Raw genomic sequence first — 22,032 nt, 5'->3', positions numbered from 1 at the left:
CATCCACTCAATTGACGCCTTCAGGAGTGAAGTGATGACCGATGCACCCCGGCTACGGCCGGCCCCTGCCGATGCAACCCGTAGCACCCCCAACGCTGCCCAGGAACATGCCGACGACACGCGCACCGCGATGTCCAGCGCGACGATCCGGCGCGCGTTCCTGGACCACGTCTTCTACACCCAGGGCAAACTGCCCGGCCACGCCAGCGGCAACGACCTGTACCAGGCCCTGGCGCACACGGTGCGCGACCGGCTGGTGCAGCGCTGGATCAGCACCGCCGAGACCTACCAGACGCAGCCGTCGCGTACCGTGGCCTACCTGTCGGCCGAATTCCTGATGGGGCCGCACCTGGGCAACAACCTCGTCAACCTGGGCATCATGGACGAAGTGCGCGCGGCCATGACCGCGCTGGACCTCGACCTGGACGACATCCTGTCCCAGGAGGAAGAACCCGGGCTGGGCAACGGCGGCCTGGGGCGGCTGGCGGCGTGCTTCATGGATTCGCTGGCGACGCTGGAAATTCCGGCGGTGGGCTACGGCATCCGCTACGAGTACGGCATCTTTCACCAGAACATCATCGACGGGCAACAGGTGGAAACCACCGATACGTGGCTGCGCCACGGCAATCCGTGGGAGATCCAACGATCCGAATGGGCGGTGCAGGTGCGCCTGGGCGGCCACACCGAGCACTACACCGACGACCGGGGCCGCTACCGCGTGCGCTGGGTGCCTGAGAAGACCGTGGTGGGCGTTCCGTTCGACTCGCCGATACTCGGGTATCGGGTGAACACGGTGAACACGCTGCGGCTGTGGCGCGCCGAGGCCACCGAGGCGTTCGACTTCCACACCTTCAACCGGGGCGACTACCTGGGCGCGGTGAACAAGAAGATCACGTCCGAGAACCTGACCAAGGTGCTGTATCCCAACGACGAAACGCAGCAAGGCAAGGAGCTGCGGCTGGAGCAGCAGTATTTCTTCGTGGCGTGCTCGCTGCAGGACATGCTGCGCCTGCTGGCCACGCACGGCATTCCGGTGTCCCGGTTCCACGAGAAATTTGCCGTGCAACTGAACGATACCCACCCCGCCGTGGGCATCGCCGAGCTGATGCGCCTGCTGGTGGACGACCACGACCTGGCCTGGGACGATGCCTGGCACATCACCCGCAACGCATTTGCCTACACCAACCACACGCTGCTGCCCGAGGCACTGGAACAGTGGCCGCTGGAACTGTTCCGCCGCATCCTGCCCCGCCACCTGGAAATCATCTGCGAGATCAACGCGCGCTTTCTGGACGAGGTGCGCATCCGCTTTTATGGCGACGAATCGCGGCTGGCGCGGCTGTCACTGATCAACGAGCATGGCGGCCGCTACGTGCGCATGGCCGGGCTGGCCTGCGTCGGCAGCCATGCCATCAACGGCGTGGCCGAGCTGCATTCGCGGCTGATGCGCGAGGACGTGCTGCAGGACTTTCATGCCATGTGGCCCGACAAGTTCACCAGCATCACCAACGGCGTAACGCCCCGGCGCTGGCTGGCGTTGTCGAATCCGCGCATGACCCGGCTGGTCAGCGACGCCATCGGCGACGACTGGATCAAGGACCTGGACCAGCTGCAGGCGCTGGAACCCTATGCCGACGATGCCGGCTTCCGCGCGCAGTGGCAGGCCGTGCGGCGCGACAACAAGCGCGACCTGGCGCAGCTGATCCGCGACACCACCGGCGTGGTCGTCGACCCGTCGTCGATGTTCGACGTGATGGTCAAGCGCATCCACGAGTACAAGCGCCAGCACCTGGCCGTGCTGCATATCATCGCGCTCTATCACCAGATCAAGTCCGACTCGCGCGCCGACGTGCCGCCGCGCACCTTCCTGTTCGCGGGCAAGGCCGCGCCCGGCTATCACTATGCCAAGCTGATGATCCGCTTCATCACGTCCGTGGCCGAGGTGGTCAACCGCGATCCCCAGGTGCGCGACCGGCTCAAGGTGGTGTTCCTGCCGAACTTCAACGTGACCTACGGCCAGAAGATCTATCCGGCCGCCGACCTGTCCGAGCAGATCTCGCTGGCCGGCAAGGAGGCGTCCGGCACCGGCAACATGAAGTTCGCGATGAACGGCGCCATCACCATCGGCACCATGGATGGCGCCAACATCGAACTGCGCGACGCCATCGGCGCCGACAACTTCTTCCCGTTCGGCCTGAACGCGTCGGAGGTCTATGCGCTGCGCGCCGCCGGCTATCACCCGTCCACGTACCACGAGTCCAGCCCCGAACTGCGCGCGGTGGTGGACCTGATCCAGCATGGCTTCTTCTCGAAGGGCGACGCGGCGGTGTTCCGCCCGCTGTTCGACGGCCTGCTGCAGCACGACCCATACATGCTGATGGCCGACTTCGCGTCGTACCTGCAGTGCCAGCGCGAGGTGTCGTCGGCCTACGCCGACACCGATCGCTGGCAGCGCATGTCGGTGCTGTCGTCGGCCCGCTCGGGACGCTTCTCGTCAGACCGCGCGATCCGCGAGTACAGCGAACGCGTATGGCACGTGGACCCCGTACCGGTCTGCCTGCTGCGGCGGTCGAGCGGCCAGGTGCAGGGGCCGCGCCGAAGCGGCGAGGTGGGTATGGCGGGGAGCATGCTGGGCGATCTGGCAAGCGGATTCAGCGAGCGCTGCCAGTAGTGCAACGGGCTGCAGCCGGGCGCTCTTTGGAACAAGCGTTTGCAGTTTCCGGGAGCTGCCTGGTGCGCGCGGCAGTTTCTACAACGGCGCCGGCAGCTTATACACCGCCATTGCCAGCGCCATGCGCGGCTCACGCGGCCGCCTTCGACATCACAACGATTTCCGCCTGGACGCCAGGCTGGCACAGAGTTCGCATTGCCGTACCGTCGCGGCATCCCCGAGGGATGCCGCAGTCATGCAGACCAAGACCAGTCGAACAGCAACCAAGAGCAAAACCAAGCGGAGTCTCCCTTGAACGCGAACACATTGTTTGTGGCGGCGGAAGCCCAGCCCCTGGCCAAGACCGGCGGGCTGGCCGATGTGGTGGGTGGACTTGCACAGGCGCTGCGGCAACGCGGTGCCGATGTCACGATCCTGATGCCCGGCTACCCACGAGCGGTGGCGGCGGCACGCGACGTGCGCAGCCTCGGTGCCATCCACCTGCGCATGGCATTGCCCCCGGGGCATAGCCCCGCCCGCCTGCTGCAAGGCACGATGCCCGATAGTGGCGTACGCGTGGTATTCCTCGACTGCCCGTCGCTCTACGACCGGCCTGGCTCGCTCTATGTTGACGCCATCGGCCGCGACTTCTGCGACAACGCGCAGCGCTTTGCCGCGCTGGCGCATGCCGCGACAGCGATTGCGGCCGGCGAAACACCGCTGCCGGTGCCCAGCCTCGTGCATGCGCACGACTGGCATGCGGGGCTGACGCCACTGCTGATGCATGCGCGCGGCCTGCGCATCCCCACGGTCTGCACCATCCACAATCTGGCCTTCCAGGGCGTGTTCCCGATGGAAGCCGCCGGCCCGCTGGGCCTGCCCGCCAACTGCCTTACCCCAGATGGCATCGAATTCTGGGGCAAGCTCAATTTCCTGAAAGCCGGCATCCGGTATGCCGATCGCGTCACCACGGTCAGCCATACCTATGCGCGCGAAATCCTGACGCCCAGGTTTGGCCATGGGCTGGACGGCTTGCTGGCGCATCGCGCGGCCATGCTCGGCGCCATCCCCAATGGCGTGGATACCGAGGCGTGGTCGCCGCGCACCGACCGGCTGCTGCCGCAGCGCTACGACGCGCGCAGCCTGGCCGGCAAGCGCGCGTGCAAGGCGGCGCTGCAGGCACGCCATGGCCTGCCCGTCGACGCCGACCGCCCGCTGATTGCCATGGGCAGCCGGCTGACCCACCAGAAGATGGCGGACGTGGCACTCGGCGCCATCGCACTGGCGCTTGAAACACACGCCGATGCGCAATTCGTGGTGCTGGGCTGCGGCGACCCCAGGCTGGAGGCCGCCTACATCGATCTGGCCCGCCGCGCGCCGCAGCGCGTGGGCGTGGCCATTGGCTATCGCGAGGAAGATGCCCACCTGCTGCATGCGGGGGCCGACATCCTGCTGCACGGCAGCCGCTTCGAGCCATTCGGGCTGACGCCGGTCTATGCGATGCGCTATGGCACCGTGCCCATCGTGTCGCGCGTGGGCGGCCTGGCCGACACCGTGCGCGACGTTGGCGACGGCCCGAGCCCGGCGGCGCGCGCCAACGGCGTGGTGTTCGACGGCGATTCCGTCCAGGCCATGTGCGGCGCCATGGCGCGTGCACTAGGATGGTATGGCCAGCAGCGCCACTGGCGCAGCCTGCAACGCACCGGCATGCAGACCGACTTCGGCTGGGACGGCCCCGCACGCCAGTACCTGGCGATGTACGGTGCCTTGGCCCCGGTGCTGGCGGACATGCCAGTGACGACGGTGGAACCTGTGGAAGTGGCGCCCGCCACGCGGCCGGCGCGCACTGGCCGCCGTCCGGTGGCGGTGCCGGTGGTCTCGGACACACCGGCGCTGTCGCCCGTCGATGCCGTCGCGACGGTCAGCGCCGCGTGACGGACCCCCGCAATGGATGCATGAAAGTCACCTGCCATGATGAACGCCGCGCCGTCCCCCACGCCCCGCGAGGGTGTGCCCCCTGCCCCGAACTGGCAGACGCTGGGCGCCGATGCCCGGCTGCTGCCCTGCGGCGACGACGGCGCCGAGGCGTACTGGTTCGGCCCCGTGCGGCTGGCCGATGGCCGCGTGCGCTTTCGGCTGTGGGCGCCTGACGCTGCCGCGCAGGGCCATGCGGTGCGGCTCGAAGTGGCCGGCATGGCCCCGGTGCTGATGGTGGAAGGCAAACAGGGCTGGTTCGAAGCCGTGGCGCCCTGCTGCCACGGCGCGCGCTACTGGTTCCGGCTTGATGACGGCACCATCGTGCCCGACCCCGCCTCGCGCCTGCAGGCCGACGACGTGCATGGCGCCAGCGTGCTGTGCCTGCCCGAAGAAAGCGCCGAATACCACTGGCAGCACACCGAATGGCGCGGCCGCCCCTGGCACGAGGCCGTGATCTACGAAATGCACGTCGGGCTGTCGGGCGGCTACGCGGGCGTGACCGCCGAACTGCACCGGCTGGCGGCGCTGGGCTTCACGGCCATCGAACTGATGCCGCTGTCCGAGTTTCCGGGTGCACGCAACTGGGGCTACGACGGCGTGCTGCCGTTTGCGCCGGAGCGCAGCTACGGCTCGCCCGATGAACTGCGCACGCTGATCGACACCGCGCACGGCCTTGGCATGATGGTGTTGCTGGATGTGGTCTACAACCACTTCGGACCCGAGGGCAACTACCTGCCGCGCTACGCCAGCGCGTTCTTCCGCACCGATCGCCAGACTCCGTGGGGGCCCGCCATCGATTTCCGGCGTGCCGAGGTACGCCGCTTCTTTGGCGAGAACGCGCGCTACTGGCTGGAATCGTTCCGCTTTGACGGGCTGCGGCTCGATGCCGTGCATGCCATCGAGGACGAGGGCTGGCTGCCCCGGCTGGCGCAGGAGCTGCGCGCCTGCCTGCCCAGCCGCCACGTGCACCTGGTGCTGGAGAACGACCACAACGACGTGGCCCTGATCCAGGCCTGCTACGACGCGCAGTGGAACGACGACGCGCACCATGCGCTGCACGTGCTGCTGACCGGCGAGCACGATGGCTACTATCGCGAATACCAGGCCGCGCCGCCGGGTATGAAGTCAGGAACCGAGACCGGCACCCCTGCCCTGCACTATCTGGCGCGCGTGCTGGGCGAGGGCTTTGCGTGGCAGGGCGAGGTATCGCCGCACCGTAGCGGCAACTTGGGCGACGCGGGCGATAAGGGCCACGAGGTACGGCGCGGGCAGCCGAGCGCGGCGTTGCCGCCGTCCGCGTTCGTGCTGTTCCTGCAGAACCATGACCAGACCGGCAATCGCGCGTTCGGCGAACGGCTGACCATGCTGGCGGACCCCGACGCGCTGCGCGCGGCCGTGGCGCTGCAACTGCTCTGCCCGCAGATTCCGCTGGTCTTCATGGGCGAGGAGCACGGCGCGCGCACGCCGTTCCTGTACTTCACCGACCATCCGCCGGAACTGGCGCAGGCCGTGCGCGACGGCCGCCGCCGCGAGTTCGCGGCATCAACAGCATTCCGCGACGATGCGCATGCCGCGCGGATTGCCGACCCCAACGCGCGCGAGACCTTCGAGATGTCGCGCCCCGTGTGCGACGACACCGATGGCGATTGTCGCGCGTGGAACCACTACTACGGCGAACTGCTGTCGATCCGGCGCCACGAGATCATGCCGCGCCTGCGCCAGTGCCGGACGGCCGGTGTCACGCCACTGGGCGACCGTGCGCTGGTGGCGCGCTGGCGCATGGGCGACGGCAGCCTGCTGTCGATCTGGCTGAACCTTGGCGAGGCGTCGGTCGACGCCGACTGCGAAGGTGGGCACATGCTGCACGCCAGCCAGTCCGGCGCCATCGCGTCGCTGGCCGCCGGCATCCTGCCCGGATATAGCTGCGTCGCCTGCCTGCAGCCGGCCTGAAACACGCCTGACCTACACCTGAGCCCCCTCGCCATGACCGATCCCGCCGACCTGAATCACGCCGGCGTGCCCCGCGCCACGGCGCGGCTGCAGTTGCACGCCGGTTTCACGCTGGCCGATGCCGCCGCACTGGTGCCCTACTACGCCGGCCTGGGCATCAGCCACCTGTACCTGTCGCCCATCACCACCGCCCGGCCGCGATCGACGCACGGCTACGACGTCACCGACTTCACGCGGATCAACGCCGAACTGGGCGGCGAGGAAGCCTTCCTGGACTTGGCCCGGCGCGCCCGCGAGTCCGGCCTGGGCATCGTGCTGGACATCGTGCCCAACCACACGGCGGCCGACGCCACGCATAACGCGTGGTGGCGCGACGTGCTGGCCCACGGCCAGCAGAGCGCACACGCCCACTATTTCGATATCGACTGGCAGGCGCCCGACGCTGACCTGCATGGCAAGGTGCTGCTGCCGATCCTGGGCGACCCGTACTGGCAGACGCTGGAGTCCGGCGCATTCGAGGTTCGGCGCGGCCACGACGGCACGGCAACGCTGCGCTATGGCGAGCACGACCTGCCGTTGAGCGCGACGGACGGCGAGACTCCCGGCGACGCGCAGGCGCTGCATGCGCTGCTGGAACGCCAGCACTACCGGCTGGCCTGGTGGCGCACCGGCGCGGCCATGCTGAACTGGCGCCGCTTTTTCGAGATCACCGAACTGGTGGGCGTGCGCCAGGAATGCGACGACGTGTTCGAGGCTGTGCACGCGCTGCCGTTCCGGCTGTACCGCGAGGGCTGGATCGACGGCCTGCGCATCGACCATGTCGACGGGCTGGCCGATCCGGCCGGCTACTGCCGCCGCGTGCGCGAGCGGCTCGATGCCCTGCGGCCTGGCCGGCCGGCCGAACTGGCGCGCATGCACCCGTGGCTGGTCATCGAGAAGATCCTGGGCGAGCACGAGCCGCTGCCGCATGACTGGAACGTCGATGGCACCACCGGCTACGACTTCATGGATGCGGCCAGCGCGGTGCTGCACGACCTGCACGGCGAGGCGCGCCTGAACATGCTGTGGCTGCAGATCAGCGGCGACGACCGCCCGTTTGCCGCGTATGTGCATGCGGGCCGGCATCGCGTGCTGGCCCGCCATCTGGTTGCCGAAGTCGATGCACTGTGCCACCGCCTGCGTGACCAGGCCCGCAGCCAGCCGGCCACGCGCGACCTGTCGCCGCACGCGCTGCGCCACGCGCTGATGTCATTCATGACCGCGATTCCGGTGTACCGCAGCTACTACGTGGCCGATGGGGCTGACAAGGAAACGAAGGAAACGCGCGACCCCAGCGTCGACGACGACATGGTGAACGCCGCAGCCGAGTCCGCACGCCGTCACCTGGCCCCCGACGAATCCGCCGCGCTCGACTTCATCCTGGACGCGCTGCGCACTGGCGCCCCGCTCGACAGCGACGCCGGGCGGCTGCGCACCAAGCTCCAGCAACTGATGCCGGCGCTGGCGGCCAAGTCCACCGAGGACACGGCGTTCTATCGCTATGGCCGGCTGCTGTCACGCAATGAAGTGGGCAGCGATCCCGGCACACTGGCGATGGCCGCCGAACGCTTTCACGCGCGCATGCAGACACGCTCGGTCGATTTTCCGCACGCCATGCTGGCCGTGGCAACACACGACCACAAGCGCGGCGAGGACGCGCGCATGCGACTGGCGGTGCTGAGCGAACTGTCCGAAGCGTGGGCCGAAGCCGTGGCCGGCTGGGAAACGCAACTGGCGCCGCTGCTGGTGGCGTCGCCCAAAGGCCCCGATGGCGTCGACCGCCTGATGCTGTACCAGACCCTGATCGGCGCGTGGCCGGCCGATGCGCGGGTGCTGGAATCCGAGGACGCCCAGCGCGCGTTTGTCGACCGCATCCTGGCCTGGCAGCGCAAGGCCATTCGCGAAGCGAAGCGCCACGGTAGCTGGACCCATCCCGACGAAGACTACGAAGCCGCCTGCGAGGCGTTCCTGGCCGCCATGTCGATGGGTGGCGCGGACAGCGTGCTGGAATCCATCGGCGCCTTCGCCTCACGCATCGGCACGGCGGCGGCGCTGAACAGCCTGGCGCAGGCCATGCTGCAACTGACCGCGCCGGGTGTGCCGGATCGCTACCAGGGTTGCGAGACGTGGGACTTCAGTCTGGTCGATCCGGACAACCGCCGCGCGCCGGACTATGCCCGGCTGCAGTCGCAGCTCGAATGCCGGGGCGGATGGTCGCACTGGTTGGCGCACTGGCGCGATGGCCGCATCAAGCAGCAACTGGTGCGCAGCGTGCTGGCCGTGCGGCGCTCGCACGCCGCGCTGTTTGCGCAAGGCAGCTACCAGCCGGTATCCGTCAGCGGCGACCTGGCGGGGTCGGTGCTGGCGTTTGCGCGCCAGTGCGGAAGCGTGGAGGTAGTGGTCGCCGTGACGCGGCTGGCTGCCCACCACGTGGACCCGGCGCAGCCGCGCATCCCGCCCCATTGCTGGCACGACACCGGCCTGCGCGCGGGCGACGGCGAGTGGACTGACGTGCTGACCGGCCATCCGGTGACATCGCACGCGGGCTGGCTGCGCGCCAAGGATGTATTCGCGACCCTGCCCGTGGCGCTGCTGAAGCGGCAGTAAGGCGCGTTGATCGCAGACGCAAAAAAGCCCGCATCGCAAGTTGCGGGCCGAGGCAGGGATCAGGAACCTGCCCCGAGGCTTAGAGATAGCGCAGCGAGATGGTGGCTGCGCCGTCGAGTTCCACGTTCGTGCTCAGGTTCGGCAGGTTGGCGGTGCTGTTCAGCGCGCCCGTCACCTTCAGTACCTGCGAGACGGTGGTGAAGCTGCTCGGGTTGCCGCCGTCGGTCGTCGACCACGTGTACACGGTTGAAGGTGCCACGTAGTTCGATGCCGACGAGGTGCCTGCCCAGGCGCCGCCTACGGTGGCGCGCGAACTGCCGGCAATTGGCCCGCCGTCGCCGCTGGCGTCGGCCGGCAGTGCGCGGATGGCATAGGCACCGAGCCTCCGGTCGCCGACCTCACCCAGGCCAAACCCCATCGTGTTGGCAATGGTGGAATCCACGCTGTTGAGAATGTTTGCGACGCTCGCCGCCCGGTTGTCGACGATCTGGTAGCCGACGGCCGCCGCCGCGTCACAGGTGATGGTCATGGTGATCTCGCGATCGGGCAGCTTGGTGGCTGCCGTGGCGCTCAGGCCACGAGAGGCGATGGTGCCGAAGTCCACCGAACCGTTACCAGAGAGCGTGACGTCGCACGCAGCCGGGCGAATCGTGCCTCGCACTGCGAGGTCGGCGGATTCGGCCGCCAGCGCGCCGACTGAGGCTGTGGCCAGCAGCGTCACAAACAGGCCTTGCAGTAGTTTTGAGGTTTTCACGACTTCCAATCCTTCTTGCGTTGCTTTTCCGTCTCCCCATGAGGCGGAACGCTTGAAGTCTGGAGGATGAAATGCCTTGAAGTAATCGCAAAATGCTTGAAACACGTCTGACAGGGCCGAGGCCCCGTCTTCACGTCGTTTCAGTGCAAGCGATGCGCTTCGGTATCCAGCGCTTTCTCGGCGGCGTCGCCCGACAGGCCGCGATAGTAGAGATGCACGCCAATCGCCAGCGAGTCATGGCGGATTTCGTGCAGCGCGCGCCATGCCTGCACGGCGTCCTTGAAGACCAGGTAATGCGCCTCGCGCTCGACCAGCGTGGCCACCTCGTGGAGCCCGTGGTTGCGCAGCGCGCCCACCAGGTGATCGAGGCTGCGGTGCGTGCGGGCATCGGTGCGCGGATAGAGCATGTGCAGCACGGCTACCGGCGCTGCGTCCGGTTGTGCCGCGTGTTGTGCGGTAAAGGCGGCAACGATGTCCTGATGATGGATGGCCGTGACGGCGTCATCTTTGGCCTGCACGCGGATGGCTTGGCTTCCTGCGTCGAGGGTTGTGTTGTTCATGTCGGCACCTCCTGGTCAGAATCTTGAACGACAGTGGTGCAAAGATAGGGGATTATTGACGCGGCGCAATACACGTTTCACGCAACAGTGAATTTCAATGTGTTTCGCAGAACGGAACCCCGGGACCGATGTCCATGGATTCTGTTTCTTTCGGCAGGCTTTCAGTCTGCTTTCGGCAGCCTTGCAGCGGATGTTTGAGTGGCGTGTTGCCCCGTTACTCGAACGGACGCGGCTTCGGCGTGTTGTCGTTCGACGGCGGCAGGATGGGCATGACAATGCGCGGCTGGTCGCCGGTGAGTGTATGCAGGAACGCCACGATATCGGCATTTTTCTGCTTGCTGAACGTGCGGCCCAGTTGCAGGCGCCCCATCACGTCCACCGCCTCGGTCAGCGTGGCCGCCTCGCCGTCATGGAAGTACGGATAGGTCAGCGCCACGTTGCGCAGCGTCGGCACCTTGAAGTTGAAGCGGTCCGCATCCTTGCCGGTCACGGCCGCGCGGCCTTCCGACGGATTCCTGGTCTGGTACGGCGCCACGATGCCCATCTTCTGGAACGACATCCCGCCCAGGTTCTGGCCGTTGTGGCACGCCACGCAACCGGCCGTCTTGAACAACTGGTAGCCGCGCAGCTCCTGCGCATCGATGGCGCGCTTGTCCCCCTTCAGCCATTTGTCGAATCGGGCGTTCGGCGTGACCAGCGTTTCCTCGAACGCGGCAATGGCCAGCGTGATTTCGTTCATCGTCAGCTTGTCCGAGCGGAACACCTTGCGGAATTCGCCTACGTATTCGGGAATCGACCGCAGCGTGTCCACCGCCAGTTCGTGCGTGAACGCCATCTCGATCGGGTTGGCGATCGGTCCGTGCGCCTGCTCCTGCAGGTCCTTGGCGCGGCCGTCCCAGAACTGCACGAAGTTCAGGCTGGAATTGAGCACGGTGGGCGAGTTGATGCCGCCCTGCTTCCACTTGTCGCCAATCGACGTCTTGAGATTGTCGGACCCACCCATGCTGAGGTTGTGGCACGAGTTGCAGGAAATGAAGCCCGAACGCGACAGCCGCGGATCGAACCAGAGCTTTTCTCCCAGCGCCACGCGGGCCCGGTCGGTGACCTTGGCGGGCGCAACGGGCTGCACGGGCTCGGCTTGCGGCTTGGCGGCATGCACGGCGCCGACCGCCGTCGCGGCGGATATCCATAGCAGGAGAGAAAGGAACTGTCTTGGCTTCATGAGAGGACTCCGAATCGTTATATGAACCGTCCCGCGCGGGAACGGCCCTTCGGATTAGGCTCTCAAGCCTTCGACCGGGCCTTGACTGCCATCAAGCCTGCAAGGCAATCGAAAGGCACCGTCGAATATCGATACGCGATCTTCTTCGTTCGCGGCCTGCGCGCGCCGCCCTACGATCACGTCTTTGCAACCGCCCCGGAAAAACGTCAGGCGCCGGCGAGTCCGCGCTGCAAGGCCGTTTTGAGCATCGAGAACACATGTCGCGCGACAGGATTGACCGCATTGGGACGTGCCCACAGGTAGTAGGTGACATCGGGCAGCCGCGGCAGTCCGTCGGACTCCCCGAGGATGCGCATGTCCGCCTGCAGCAGGTCGATGCTGCGCGCCGTGATGCCCAGCCCGCCGCGCAGCGCCGCCTTGATGCCGATCAGGCTCGGCGCCAGGTAAGCGATGCGCCAGGGCACACCCGCCTGCGTCAGCGCTTCGAGCGACAGCTTGCGGAACAGGCTGGGCTCGTCGGCCAGGATCAGCGGCACGGGCGTGCCGCGCTCGTAGACGAAGTCGGCCGCGCAGACCCAGATCGTGGGCGTGGTACGCAGCACGATGCCTTCGAGCCCACTGTCCTCGCGGGTGGACACCGTCAGGTCGATCTCGCCGCGCCGCAGCGATTCCATCAGGAACGGACTTCTTCCCACGTGGATTTCCAGCCGCAGTGCCGGCGACGACCGCGCGATATGCGACAGCAGCACGGGCAGGAGCGTATCGGCCACATCGTGCGGCGCACCAATCCGCAGGGACCCGGTCAGGTCGCCCTCGCGCAGCACGCGCAGCGCCTCGTCGTTGGTGCTGAGCAACTGGCGCGCATACTCCAGCAGCTTCTTGCCGTGCCGCGTGAACTGCTTGCCCCGGCCGTGCCGCTCGAACAGCGCCAGCCCGAGCTGCTCTTCGAGCCGCTGCATCTGCTGGGTGACCGCCGACTGGGTCCGCTGCACGGCCTCGGCCGCGGCGCCAAACGTTTCATGATCCGCAATCGCCACAAGGGTGCGGAGCAGGTCCAGATCGAGATTACGCATTCATTAGCCGCGCTAATGGATTTTCGTCGCGCATTAAGTGGTTTTCAGGACAGGTGTTCATTACAGTGAAACACGAAGCAACGTTCTACCCCCGAAAAACCGAGATTGCAAGGATTGATCGCACCATGTCCCTCGCAGAACAGCGCCAGAACGCCGTCGGCGACACCATCGAATCCATTAGGAATATCGTAGACAAAGGCGGTGTCACCCGCACCAGCCTGGCCCAGGTGCTGCCGCTGGTGGAAGACCTGGCCGCCCGCACCGAATTCTGGGGCGAAGCCGACTATCCGCCGCCCGAGGCCAACGAGCGCCAGGCGCGCTACCTGATCGCTGAAGATCCGGGCCAGACCTACGCGCTGTACCTGAACGTGATGCGGCCCGGCAAGCGCATTCCGCCGCACAACCACACCACGTGGGCCTGCGTGGCCGGCGTGAGCGGCGTGGAGTTCAACGACGTCTACAACCGCACGGACGACGGCAGCCAGCCCGGCGTCGGCACGCTCGAACACGACCGCACCGTCGAAGTGGGTCCGCGCCACGGCATCGCGCTGCTGCCCGACGACATCCACGCGGTGGAAATCCGCGGCGAATCCGTGATCCGCCATCTGCACATGTACGGCCGCTCGCTCGAAACGCTGACCGAACGGCTGACCTTCGACCTGGAAACGGGTCGCTGCCAGGTCATGAACGTGGGCGTCCAGACCCGCCGCTAGACCGCTGCCTGACGGGGCGGCATGCCCGCCCCGACTCCTGAGAACACCCCCCGGCACCTCCGCCATGCCCTGCCCGGCGCGAGGACGGACCCCCTTTTGCCCAAAATTTCATGACCCAGGCTACCCAAACCGCCCAAGCTGCCCGGACCGCCTTCTCCGCCGTGGATGCCGTGACCCTCAAGGGCTGGTTGCACGATGCCGACGAGATCGCGCTGTTCGACGTGCGTGAACACGGCCAGTACGGCGAGGGCCATCCGTTCTACGCGGTTCCCCTGCCCTACAGCCGCCTCGAACTCGATGCCGGACGCCTGGCGCCCCGCCTCGGCACGCGCATCGTACTGGCCGACGACGGCGATGGCGTGGCGCAGTCCGCCGCCGCCGCGCTGGCCCGCCTTGGCTACACGAACCTGTTCGTGCTGACCGGTGGCATGCCGGCCTGGCGCGCCGCCGGCTACACGCTGTTTGCCGGCGTGAACCTGCCGTCGAAGACCTTCGGCGAACTGGCCGAGCACCACTATCACACCCCGCGCGTCACGGCCCAGCAACTGGCCGAGATGCAGGCCGGCCCCAACGCGCCCGTGGTACTCGACGGCCGTCCGACCAGCGAATTCCGCAAGATGAATATTCCGGGCGCGATCTGCTGCCCCAACGGCGAACTGGCCTACCGGATCCGCGACCTGGTGCCCGACACCACCACGCCCATCGTCATCAATTGCGCCGGCCGCACGCGCAGCATCATCGGTGCGCAGTCGCTGATCAACTTCGGCGTGGCCAACCCCGTCTACGCGCTGGAAAACGGCACGCAGGGCTGGTACCTGAACGATTTCACGCTGGAACACGGCGGCACCGCGCGCTATCCGGACAACGGCCAGCCGCAAGGACTCGACGCCGCGCGCGACGCCGCGCAAGCGCTGACGCAGCGCTTCGACGTGCCGCATATCGACACCGCCCAGGCCGCCGCATGGCTGGCCGACGCCCAACGCAGCACGTTCCTGTGCGACGTGCGCACCGCCGAGGAATACGCCGCGCAATCGCTGCCCGGCGCGCAACACACCCCTGGCGGCCAGTTGATGCAGGCCACGGACCAGTACGTGGGCGTACGCCGCGCACGGCTGGTGCTGTTCGACGCCGATGGCGTGCGTGCGCCGCTGGTGGCGAGCTGGCTGCGCCAGATGGGCCATGACGCCGTGGTGCTGACCGGTGGCCTCGAAGCCGGGCTCGCCGCCGGCCTGCGCGCCGCGTCCGGTCCCGCGCACGAAGTCACCGCACTGCCCGCCGTTACCGCCGACCAGCTTGCCGCGGGCCTGAGCACGCAGTCGATGCTGGCGCTGGACCTGCGCGGGAGCATGACCTATCGCGCCGGGCATGTCGCAGGCTCGCGCTGGGCCACCCGTGCGCGGCTGGCGCAAGACCTGCGCGGCGTGCCGCACGACACCACGCTGGTGCTGATCGGCGACGCGGACGCGGACGATCCCGCCGAACTGGCCGCAGCCGACCTGCAGGCGCTTGGATACCGCGACCTGCGCCGCCTGCGCGGCGGCCTGCGGGCATGGCGCGAAGCCGGCCACGCGGTGCGCGAAGGCGCCGACACGCTGCCCGATGCGCGCTGCATCGACTACCTGTTTTTCGTGCATGACCGCCACGACGGCAACAAGGCCGCCGCGCGCCAGTACCTGGCGTGGGAAACGGGCCTGATCGCCCAGCTCGACGCGCACGAACTGGCCACGTTCCGCTTTCCATCGCTCGACTGACGCACCCGCACCCCACGCACCAAACCCTTTCCAACCTGCCATAGAAGAACGAGGTCGCCCCCCATGTTCCGTCCGATGTCATACCGTCTGTCGCAGTACCTGGTTGCCGCATGCGCGGTCACGCTGTCCAGCGCCGCGCTGGCGCAGCAGCCGCTGCCGGCCGTCAACGGCTTTCCGTCGCAGCCGCTGCGGATCGTCTCGCCGTTCCCGGCTGGTGGCGGCAACGACGCAGTGACGCGCGTCGTGGCCACGCGCCTGTCCCAGGTGCTGGGCCAGAGCGCGGTCACCGACAACCGCGGCGGCGCGGGCGGCAACATCGGCACGCGCTACGTGGCGGAGGCCAAGGCCGACGGCTATACGGTGCTGACCTCGCAGGTGTCGATCATGGCGGTCAACCCGACGCTGTACCGCTCGCCTGGCTTCGATCCGGTCAAGCAGTTCATTCCGGTCACGCAGATCAACGCGGCCCCGCTGGCCATCGTGGTATCGGCCAACGCGCCGTGGAAGACGTTCGAGGAACTGGCCACGCAGGCCAAGGCACAGCCGCAGAAGATCACCTACGCCACGCCGGGCAACGGCACGTTGTCGCACCTGGTGGGCGTGGTGCTGGACAAGGACAGCAACGTCGGGCTGCAGCATGTGCCGTACAAGGGCGCGGGACCTGCCATCAACGACCTGCTGGGTGGGCAGGTCGACGTGCTGATCACGTCCACGTCGTCGGTGGCCGGCTTCATCCAGACCGGTCGCATGCGTGCGCTGGCCGTCACCAGCCCGCGCCGCCTCGGGGTATTCACCAAGGTGCCGACGCTTGAAGAACTGGGCTATCGCAATGCACGCTTCGAGGACTGGTACGGCTTCTTCGTGCCGGCGGGCACGTCGCCCGAACGCGTGGCGCTGCTGAACCGCGCCATCGTGCAGGTGCTGCAGATGCCCGACGTGGTGAAAACCATCAACGAAGGCGGCAGCGACGTGGTGGCCAACAGCTCCGATGCGTTCGCCGCGCAGCTGAAGCAGGACATCGCGCGCTGGTCGCAGATCGTGAAGATCTCCGGCGCGCACGTCGACTGACGCGGGCACGCGCCTTGCGACTGTCCCCACACATCAAGCGGCAACCCACAGGCAAGCCATGACGAAAGCGCTCTCCACACGTATCGCCCACGCCGGCCGCACCGCCAGCGTGCCCGGCGGCCAGCCGGTCAACCCACCCGTGGTGCGTGCCAGCACCGTGCTGTTCGAGTCCGTGGCGCAGCAGCGCGAGATGCGCGCGCGCCGCGACTCGGAACGCCTGTTCACCTACGGCGCGCGCGGCAATCCCACCAACTTCGCGCTCGAAGACATGGTGACCACGCTCGAAGGCGGCCATCGCACGCGGCTGTTTCCGTCGGGCCTGGCTGCTGCCGCCATGACCATCCTGGCCTATGTGCGCCCCGGCCAGCATGTGCTGCTGCCCGACTGCGTGTACGAGCCGGTGCGCAACCTGGCCAACGGCTTCCTGCGCCAGCACGGCATCGCGGCGGACTTCTACGCGGCCGATGGCTCCGACCTGGACGCGAAGCTGCGTCCCGAGACGCGCCTGGTCTACGTGGAAGCGCCCGGCTCGCTGGTCTATGAAATGTGCGACCTGCCCGCGCTGGCGGCCCGTGCCCATGCGCACGGCGCGCTGGTGGCGGCCGACAACACGTGGGGCTCGGGCATGATCTACCGCCCGCTGACGCTGGGCGCCGATATCTCGCTGATGGCCGCCACCAAGTACCTGGGCGGCCATTCCGACGTGATGATGGGCACGGTCTGCACCACCGAGGCCGCCTGGCAACCGCTGGCCACGATGGCCGACGCATTCGGCATGACGGTCAGCCCCGACGACGCCTACCTGGTGCAGCGCGGCATCCGCTCGCTTGGCGCGCGGCTCGCGCAGCATCAGGCCGGCGCGCTGGCCGTGGCGCAGTGGCTGCTCGACCGCCCTGAAGTGGCTGAGGTGTTCTGCCCCGCGCTGCCGCACGATCCCAACCACGCACTGTGGCAGCGCGACTGCCACGGCACCAACGGCCTGCTGTCGTTCACGCTGCGTTCGCAGGCCCCGGTGGCCCCGGAACGCTTTGTCGACAGCCTCGAACTGTTCGGCATCGGCGCATCGTGGGGCGGCTTCGAAAGCCTGGCCGTGCTGGCCGACATGCGCCGCGCGCGCAGCGTCACGGACTGGTCGGCGCACGGCACCGTGATCCGCCTGCATATCGGCCTGGAAGCGGTGCCCGACCTGCTGGCCGACCTCGACCAGGCATTTGCCGCCATTGCCACCATCGCTCCCATCGAATCCCCAGAAAAGGACAAGTCCCATGCCTATCATCGGTGACTGGCTGCGCCAGCAATCCGGCCCCGCCCGCACCAGCGGCCAGTTGCCCGTCGGCTCGATGGCCTCGGGCATGGCCGTCACGCTGCCTTACGTGGCCGTACGCGGCGCCCACCCGGGCCGCACGCTCTGGCTGCATGGCCAGGTGCACGGCGACGAGATCAACGGCATGGTGGCCGCGTTGCGCTTTGCGCGCAGCCTGGACCCCGCCACCATGCGCGGCAACGTGGTGGTCACGCCCACCGGCAACCCGCAGGCGCTCGATGCGCGGCGCAAGCGCAATCCGTACGATGAACTGGACCTGGACCAGACCTATCCCGGCAATGCCGGTGGCCTGGTGTCCGAGCGTCTGGCGCACGCGCTGATCAGCGAGGTGCGCGGCGTGGCCGACGTGCTGATCAACCTGCATACGATGAACCCGCTGTTCGATGCGCGACCGTACACTGTCTACAAGGTGCATCCGGGCAGCAACGTAAGCGAAGCCGACGTGTTGGCGGCGATGGCGCCGTTCCATCCGCACGTGGCCTGCCAGCAGGACGTGGGCGGCAAAGGCGAACTGCCCGGCAACATCGCCGGCGCGCTCGACTACCAGTGCCTGGCCGCCGGGGTCTGCGCGTTCATGCTCGAACTGGGCAGCGGCAGCCGCTTCGAAGCCAACAACATCGCCGTGGCCGAGACCGGATTCCACACGCTGGCGGTACAGATGGGCATTCTCGACGGCCCCGCGCCAAAGCCCGCCGCCACCACCCTGCGGCGCGTAACGCGGCGCGGCTGGATCACCGCCGACGAAGGGGGCCTGTTCATTCCAGCCGCGCGTGCCGGCGACCTGGTGCGCGAAGGCGCGTCGATCGGCGACACGCTCAAGCTCGACGCCTCGCTCACGCCGGTGAAGCCCTTGCCGCGCGACGGCGTGCTGATCGGCCTGCGCAGCGACCCCGTGGTCCACACCGGCGAGCGCCTGGCGTTCGTGGCGTGGGAATGGGACACCGTAGAGACACCATCTCGCTGATCTGAGCCCGCCCTACCGCTTTCATTGTTTGCCTGCCGGAGTATCACCATGTTTGCCCGCCGCGCCCTTGTTCTGAGCCTTGCCCTGCTGACCCCACTGGCCCATGCCGCCTGGCCTGATCCATCCAAGCCGATCCGCATGGTGGTCGGCTTCCCGCCCGGCGGCGGCGCCGATGCGCTGGCGCGCGCCGTGGCCCCGGCGTTGTCCGAGCAGCTCAAGGCCAACGTCATCATCGACAACCGACCCGGCGCCGGCGGCCTGATCGCCACCGACATCGTGGCCAAGTCCGCGCCCGACGGCTATACGCTTTACGTGGCCACGCCGGGTTCCTTCACGATCTGGCCCAACCTGCGCAAGCTCAACTACGACCCGCTGAAAGATTTCGCGCCGGTGAGCCTGCTGGTGACGATGCCCAACGTGCTGGTCACCGGCGCCGATACGCCCTACAAGGACGTGCAGGGCCTGCTGGCCGCCGTGCGCAGCGCCAACGGCAAGTTCTCGTACGCGTCGGGCGGCAACGGCACCATCGGCCAGATCGCGGCCGAGCAGTTCAAGATGCTGGCCGGCGTGCAGATGCAGCACGTGCCGTACAAGGGCACCACGCCAGCGCTGACCGACGTGATGGGCGGCGTGGTGCCGATCACGTTCTCCGATCCGTCCGCCAAGCCGCTGATCGCCTCGGGCAAGCTGCGCGCGCTGGCCGTGACCACCGCCAAGCGGTCGGCGCAGTTTCCGGGCGTGCCCACGGTGGCCGAAGCCGGCGTGCCCGGCTACGAGGTGACCAACTGGTACGGCCTGGTGGCGCCGGCCGGCACCCCGCCCGAGATCGTCGCGCAACTGAACAAGGCGCTGGTCAAGGTGATGGCCGACCCCGACATCCGCCAGCGCCTGGCAGTGTCCGGCATGGATGCCACGTCTGACACGCCGCAGCAGTTCGGCAAGCTGCTCGATACCGAGCGCGCCAAATGGGGCGATCTGATCCGCAAGGCCGGCATCCAGGGCGACTGATACCGTGACCGTCCGCCGTTACCCGCAACTGGCCCACTGGGGCGCCTTCACCGCCGTCGTCGAGGATGGCCGGCTGGTCCGCTGCGAACCATTCGCGGCCGACCCCAATCCGTCGCCGCTGCTGGACTCGATTGCGCCGATGGTCTATTCGCCCACGCGCATCCGTACGCCGATGGTGCGGCGCGGCTGGCTGGCGCAACGTGAGGCCAGCGACGGCCATGCCCGCGGCCGGGACGAATTCGTCGAGGTGTCGTGGGAGGTAGCGCTGGACCTCGTCGCCGGTGAAATCGCCCGCGTCCGCGATACCTACGGGCCGTCGGGCGTGTTCGGCGGATCGTATGGCTGGTCTTCGGCCGGGCGGCTGCATCATGCCCGCTCGCTGATCCGGCGCTTTCATTTCGCGGGCGGCGGGTGTGTGGACCAGGTGGGCAACTATAGCTGGGGCACCGCGCAGTTTTTGCTGCCGCATGTGATCGGCACCGACCGGCCGCTGACCGGCCGCGTCACCGCATGGCCCAGCCTGATCGCGCATACCGAGGTGTTCCTGGCGTTCGGCGGCCTCGCGCTCAAGAATGGCCAGGTGTCGTCGGGCGGCGCGGCCGAACACACGCAGGAGTCGTGGCTGCGCAAGCTGGCCGCCAGCGGCGCCACGGTCATCAACATCAGCCCCACGCGCGACGACTGCCCTGATTTCCTGGGCGCCGAGTGGATTCCGATCCGGCCCGGCACCGACGTGGCGCTGATGCTGGCGCTGGCCGGCGAGCTATGCCGCGCCAGCGCGCACGACGCGGATTTCCTGCAATCGCACTGCAGCGGCTGGGCCGAACTCGAAGCGTACCTGCTGGGCCGCGCCGACGGCGTGCCCAAGACAGCCGGCTGGGCCGCGGCGATCACCGGCATTCCGGCCGAACGGATCGAGCGGCTGGCGGCGCAACTGGCCGGCAAGCGCAGCTACCTGACCTGCAGCTTTGCCGTGCAGCGCCAGCATCGCGGCGAGCAGCCGTACTGGATGGCGATTGCGCTGGCGGCCATGCTGGGGCAGATCGGCCTGCCCGGTGGCGGTTTCGGCTTCGGGCATGGCTCGATGAACGGCGTGGGCAATCCGCGCGTAGCCACGCCGGGCCCCGAGATGCCGGTGGGCCGCAATCCGGCCGGGCTCGACATTCCGTGCGCGCGGCTCTCTGACATGCTGCTGAATCCCGGCACCGCGTACCGCTTCAAGGGCGAGACACGCCACTACCCCGACATCAAGCTGGTGCACTGGGCCGGCGGCAACCCGTTCCACCACCATCAGCAACTGGCGCGGCTGCGCCAGGCCTGGGCGCGTCCGCAGACCGTGATCGTGCAGGACATCTGCTGGACGGCCACCGCGCGCCACGCCGACATCGTGCTGCCGGTGACCACGGCGCTCGAACGCAACGACATCGGCGGGTCGTCGCGCGACCGCTACGTGCTGGCCATGCACCAGGCCATCGCGCCGCTGCACCAGGCGCGCAGCGACCTCGATATCTTCACGGACCTGTCCGACCGGCTTGGCTATCGCCAGGCGTTCACCGAAGGCCACGACGAGCGCGGCTGGATCGACGCCATCTATGCGCGGTGCCGCGAAGCCCAGGCGCGCGCCGGCATCGAACTGCCCGATTTCGACGCGTTCTGGCGCACCGGACACGTGGCGCTGCCCGCGCCCACCGAAGACTTTGTGCTGTTCGACGATTTCCGCCGTGACCCGCAGGCAAATCCGCTGCGCACGCCGAGCGGCCGCATCGAGCTGTCCAGCCCCACGCTCGGGCGCCTGTCCGAAGATTGCGGCACCCATCCGCACTGGCAGCCGCCGGTGGAATGGCTGGGCGCTCCGGAAGCGCGACGCCATCCGCTGCACCTGGTGTCGGTGCAGCCCGCCGACCGCCTGCACAGCCAGTTGGACCCCGCGCCGCTGGCGCAGTCGGGCAAGATCGCCGGTGCCGAACGCATCACCCTGCATCCGGCCGACGCAGCGGCACGTGGCCTGCACCCCGGCATGCGGGTGCGTGTGCACAACGCGCGTGGCACGCTGGCGGCCGGGCTGGCGGTCAGTGACGGCGTGGCGCGCGGCGTGGCGATGATCGCCACCGGCGCCTGGTACGACCCCGATGCCGAGGGCGTGGACCGGGCCGGGGCCGCCAATACACTGACGCTTGATATCGGCACGTCAGACCTGACCCAGGGACCGAACGCCATGAGTTGCCTGGTGGAGGTATCGCGGGCTGAATAGCGGATTAGCGGACTGGCGATTCGGCCTTCATTCGCGCCGGGCTGCCGTCGCTGGCGCCGCAAACCCGTCGATTCAGCCCCTGCTCCTGGCAAGTGCGCTGCGCGTGGCTTATAACTTGGGC

The 22,032-nt window shown here is 68.0% G+C and carries 15 protein-coding genes; 11 read left to right on the top strand and 4 right to left on the bottom strand.

Annotation, left to right across the window (positions count from 1 at the left end):
* The first annotated feature begins 130 nt into the window (after positions 1 to 130).
* The 4 genes from MFF62_RS11800 (at position 131) to treY (ending at position 9,223) form a co-directional block, all read left to right on the top strand.
* Entirely contained in the window at positions 131 to 2,671 is a 2,541-nt protein-coding gene (locus tag MFF62_RS11800; RefSeq protein WP_238263561.1) for a glycogen/starch/alpha-glucan phosphorylase, read from the top strand.
* Between the two features lie 291 nt (positions 2,672 to 2,962).
* Complete coding sequence (glgA, locus tag MFF62_RS11795; protein WP_238263303.1) at positions 2,963 to 4,585, top strand: glycogen synthase GlgA; 1,623 nt, start codon at positions 2,963 to 2,965, stop codon at positions 4,583 to 4,585.
* A gap of 39 nt (positions 4,586 to 4,624) precedes the next feature.
* Entirely contained in the window at positions 4,625 to 6,577 is a 1,953-nt protein-coding gene (gene treZ / locus MFF62_RS11790; protein ID WP_404990741.1) for a malto-oligosyltrehalose trehalohydrolase, read from the top strand.
* Positions 6,578 to 6,610: 33 nt separating this feature from the next.
* Entirely contained in the window at positions 6,611 to 9,223 is a 2,613-nt protein-coding gene (gene treY, locus MFF62_RS11785; protein ID WP_238263301.1) for a malto-oligosyltrehalose synthase, read from the top strand.
* Positions 9,224 to 9,302: 79 nt separating this feature from the next.
* On the opposite strand, the gene MFF62_RS11780 is transcribed toward treY, so the two are convergent.
* The 4 genes from MFF62_RS11780 to MFF62_RS11765 form a co-directional block, all read right to left on the bottom strand.
* A complete protein-coding gene (locus tag MFF62_RS11780) occupies positions 9,303 to 9,977 on the bottom strand; it encodes a DUF1120 domain-containing protein (RefSeq protein WP_238263300.1) in 675 nt (224 codons plus the stop codon).
* A 140-nt stretch (positions 9,978 to 10,117) separates the two neighbouring features.
* A complete protein-coding gene (locus tag MFF62_RS11775; RefSeq protein ID WP_238263299.1) occupies positions 10,118 to 10,537 on the bottom strand; it encodes a hypothetical protein in 420 nt (139 codons plus the stop codon).
* 214 nt (positions 10,538 to 10,751) lie between these two features.
* Entirely contained in the window at positions 10,752 to 11,759 is a 1,008-nt protein-coding gene (locus tag MFF62_RS11770; protein ID WP_238263298.1) for a cytochrome-c peroxidase, read from the bottom strand.
* A gap of 206 nt (positions 11,760 to 11,965) precedes the next feature.
* Positions 11,966 to 12,832 carry a LysR substrate-binding domain-containing protein gene (locus MFF62_RS11765; protein ID WP_238263297.1) on the bottom strand — a complete coding sequence of 289 codons (867 nt, stop codon included), beginning with the start codon at positions 12,830 to 12,832 and terminating at the stop codon, positions 11,966 to 11,968.
* Positions 12,833 to 12,957: 125 nt separating this feature from the next.
* Here MFF62_RS11765 and MFF62_RS11760 point away from each other — a divergent pair, with 125 nt between their 5' ends.
* The 7 genes from MFF62_RS11760 (at position 12,958) to MFF62_RS11730 (ending at position 21,911) form a co-directional block, all read left to right on the top strand.
* Positions 12,958 to 13,545: a cysteine dioxygenase family protein gene (locus tag MFF62_RS11760; protein WP_238263296.1), complete on the top strand. Its 588-nt coding sequence runs from the start codon at positions 12,958 to 12,960 to the stop codon at positions 13,543 to 13,545.
* Between the two features lie 110 nt (positions 13,546 to 13,655).
* Positions 13,656 to 15,296, top strand: coding sequence for a rhodanese-like domain-containing protein (locus tag MFF62_RS11755; protein WP_238263295.1), 1,641 nt, complete (start codon positions 13,656 to 13,658; stop codon positions 15,294 to 15,296).
* 63 nt (positions 15,297 to 15,359) lie between these two features.
* Positions 15,360 to 16,364 carry a Bug family tripartite tricarboxylate transporter substrate binding protein gene (locus MFF62_RS11750; protein WP_404990733.1) on the top strand — a complete coding sequence of 335 codons (1,005 nt, stop codon included), beginning with the start codon at positions 15,360 to 15,362 and terminating at the stop codon, positions 16,362 to 16,364.
* A gap of 58 nt (positions 16,365 to 16,422) precedes the next feature.
* Positions 16,423 to 17,646: a cystathionine beta-lyase gene (gene metC, locus MFF62_RS11745; RefSeq protein ID WP_238263294.1), complete on the top strand. Its 1,224-nt coding sequence runs from the start codon at positions 16,423 to 16,425 to the stop codon at positions 17,644 to 17,646.
* Positions 17,630 to 18,652 (top strand): M14 family metallopeptidase, encoded by a 1,023-nt coding sequence (locus MFF62_RS11740; RefSeq protein WP_238263293.1) that lies wholly within the window; start codon positions 17,630 to 17,632, stop codon positions 18,650 to 18,652. Before metC ends, MFF62_RS11740 begins: the two co-directional genes overlap by 17 nt.
* Before the next feature lie 48 nt (positions 18,653 to 18,700).
* Positions 18,701 to 19,660 (top strand): Bug family tripartite tricarboxylate transporter substrate binding protein, encoded by a 960-nt coding sequence (locus MFF62_RS11735; RefSeq protein WP_238263292.1) that lies wholly within the window; start codon positions 18,701 to 18,703, stop codon positions 19,658 to 19,660.
* A gap of 4 nt (positions 19,661 to 19,664) precedes the next feature.
* Complete coding sequence (locus tag MFF62_RS11730; protein WP_238263291.1) at positions 19,665 to 21,911, top strand: molybdopterin-dependent oxidoreductase; 2,247 nt, start codon at positions 19,665 to 19,667, stop codon at positions 21,909 to 21,911.
* The last annotated feature ends 121 nt before the right edge of the window (positions 21,912 to 22,032 follow it).

Source organism: Cupriavidus pauculus, from assembly GCF_022179805.1.
Lineage (GTDB): Bacteria > Pseudomonadota > Gammaproteobacteria > Burkholderiales > Burkholderiaceae > Cupriavidus > Cupriavidus pauculus_E.
The sequence above is the reverse complement of the archived record's forward strand: the minus strand, read 5'-3'. Positions and strand labels throughout refer to the sequence as shown.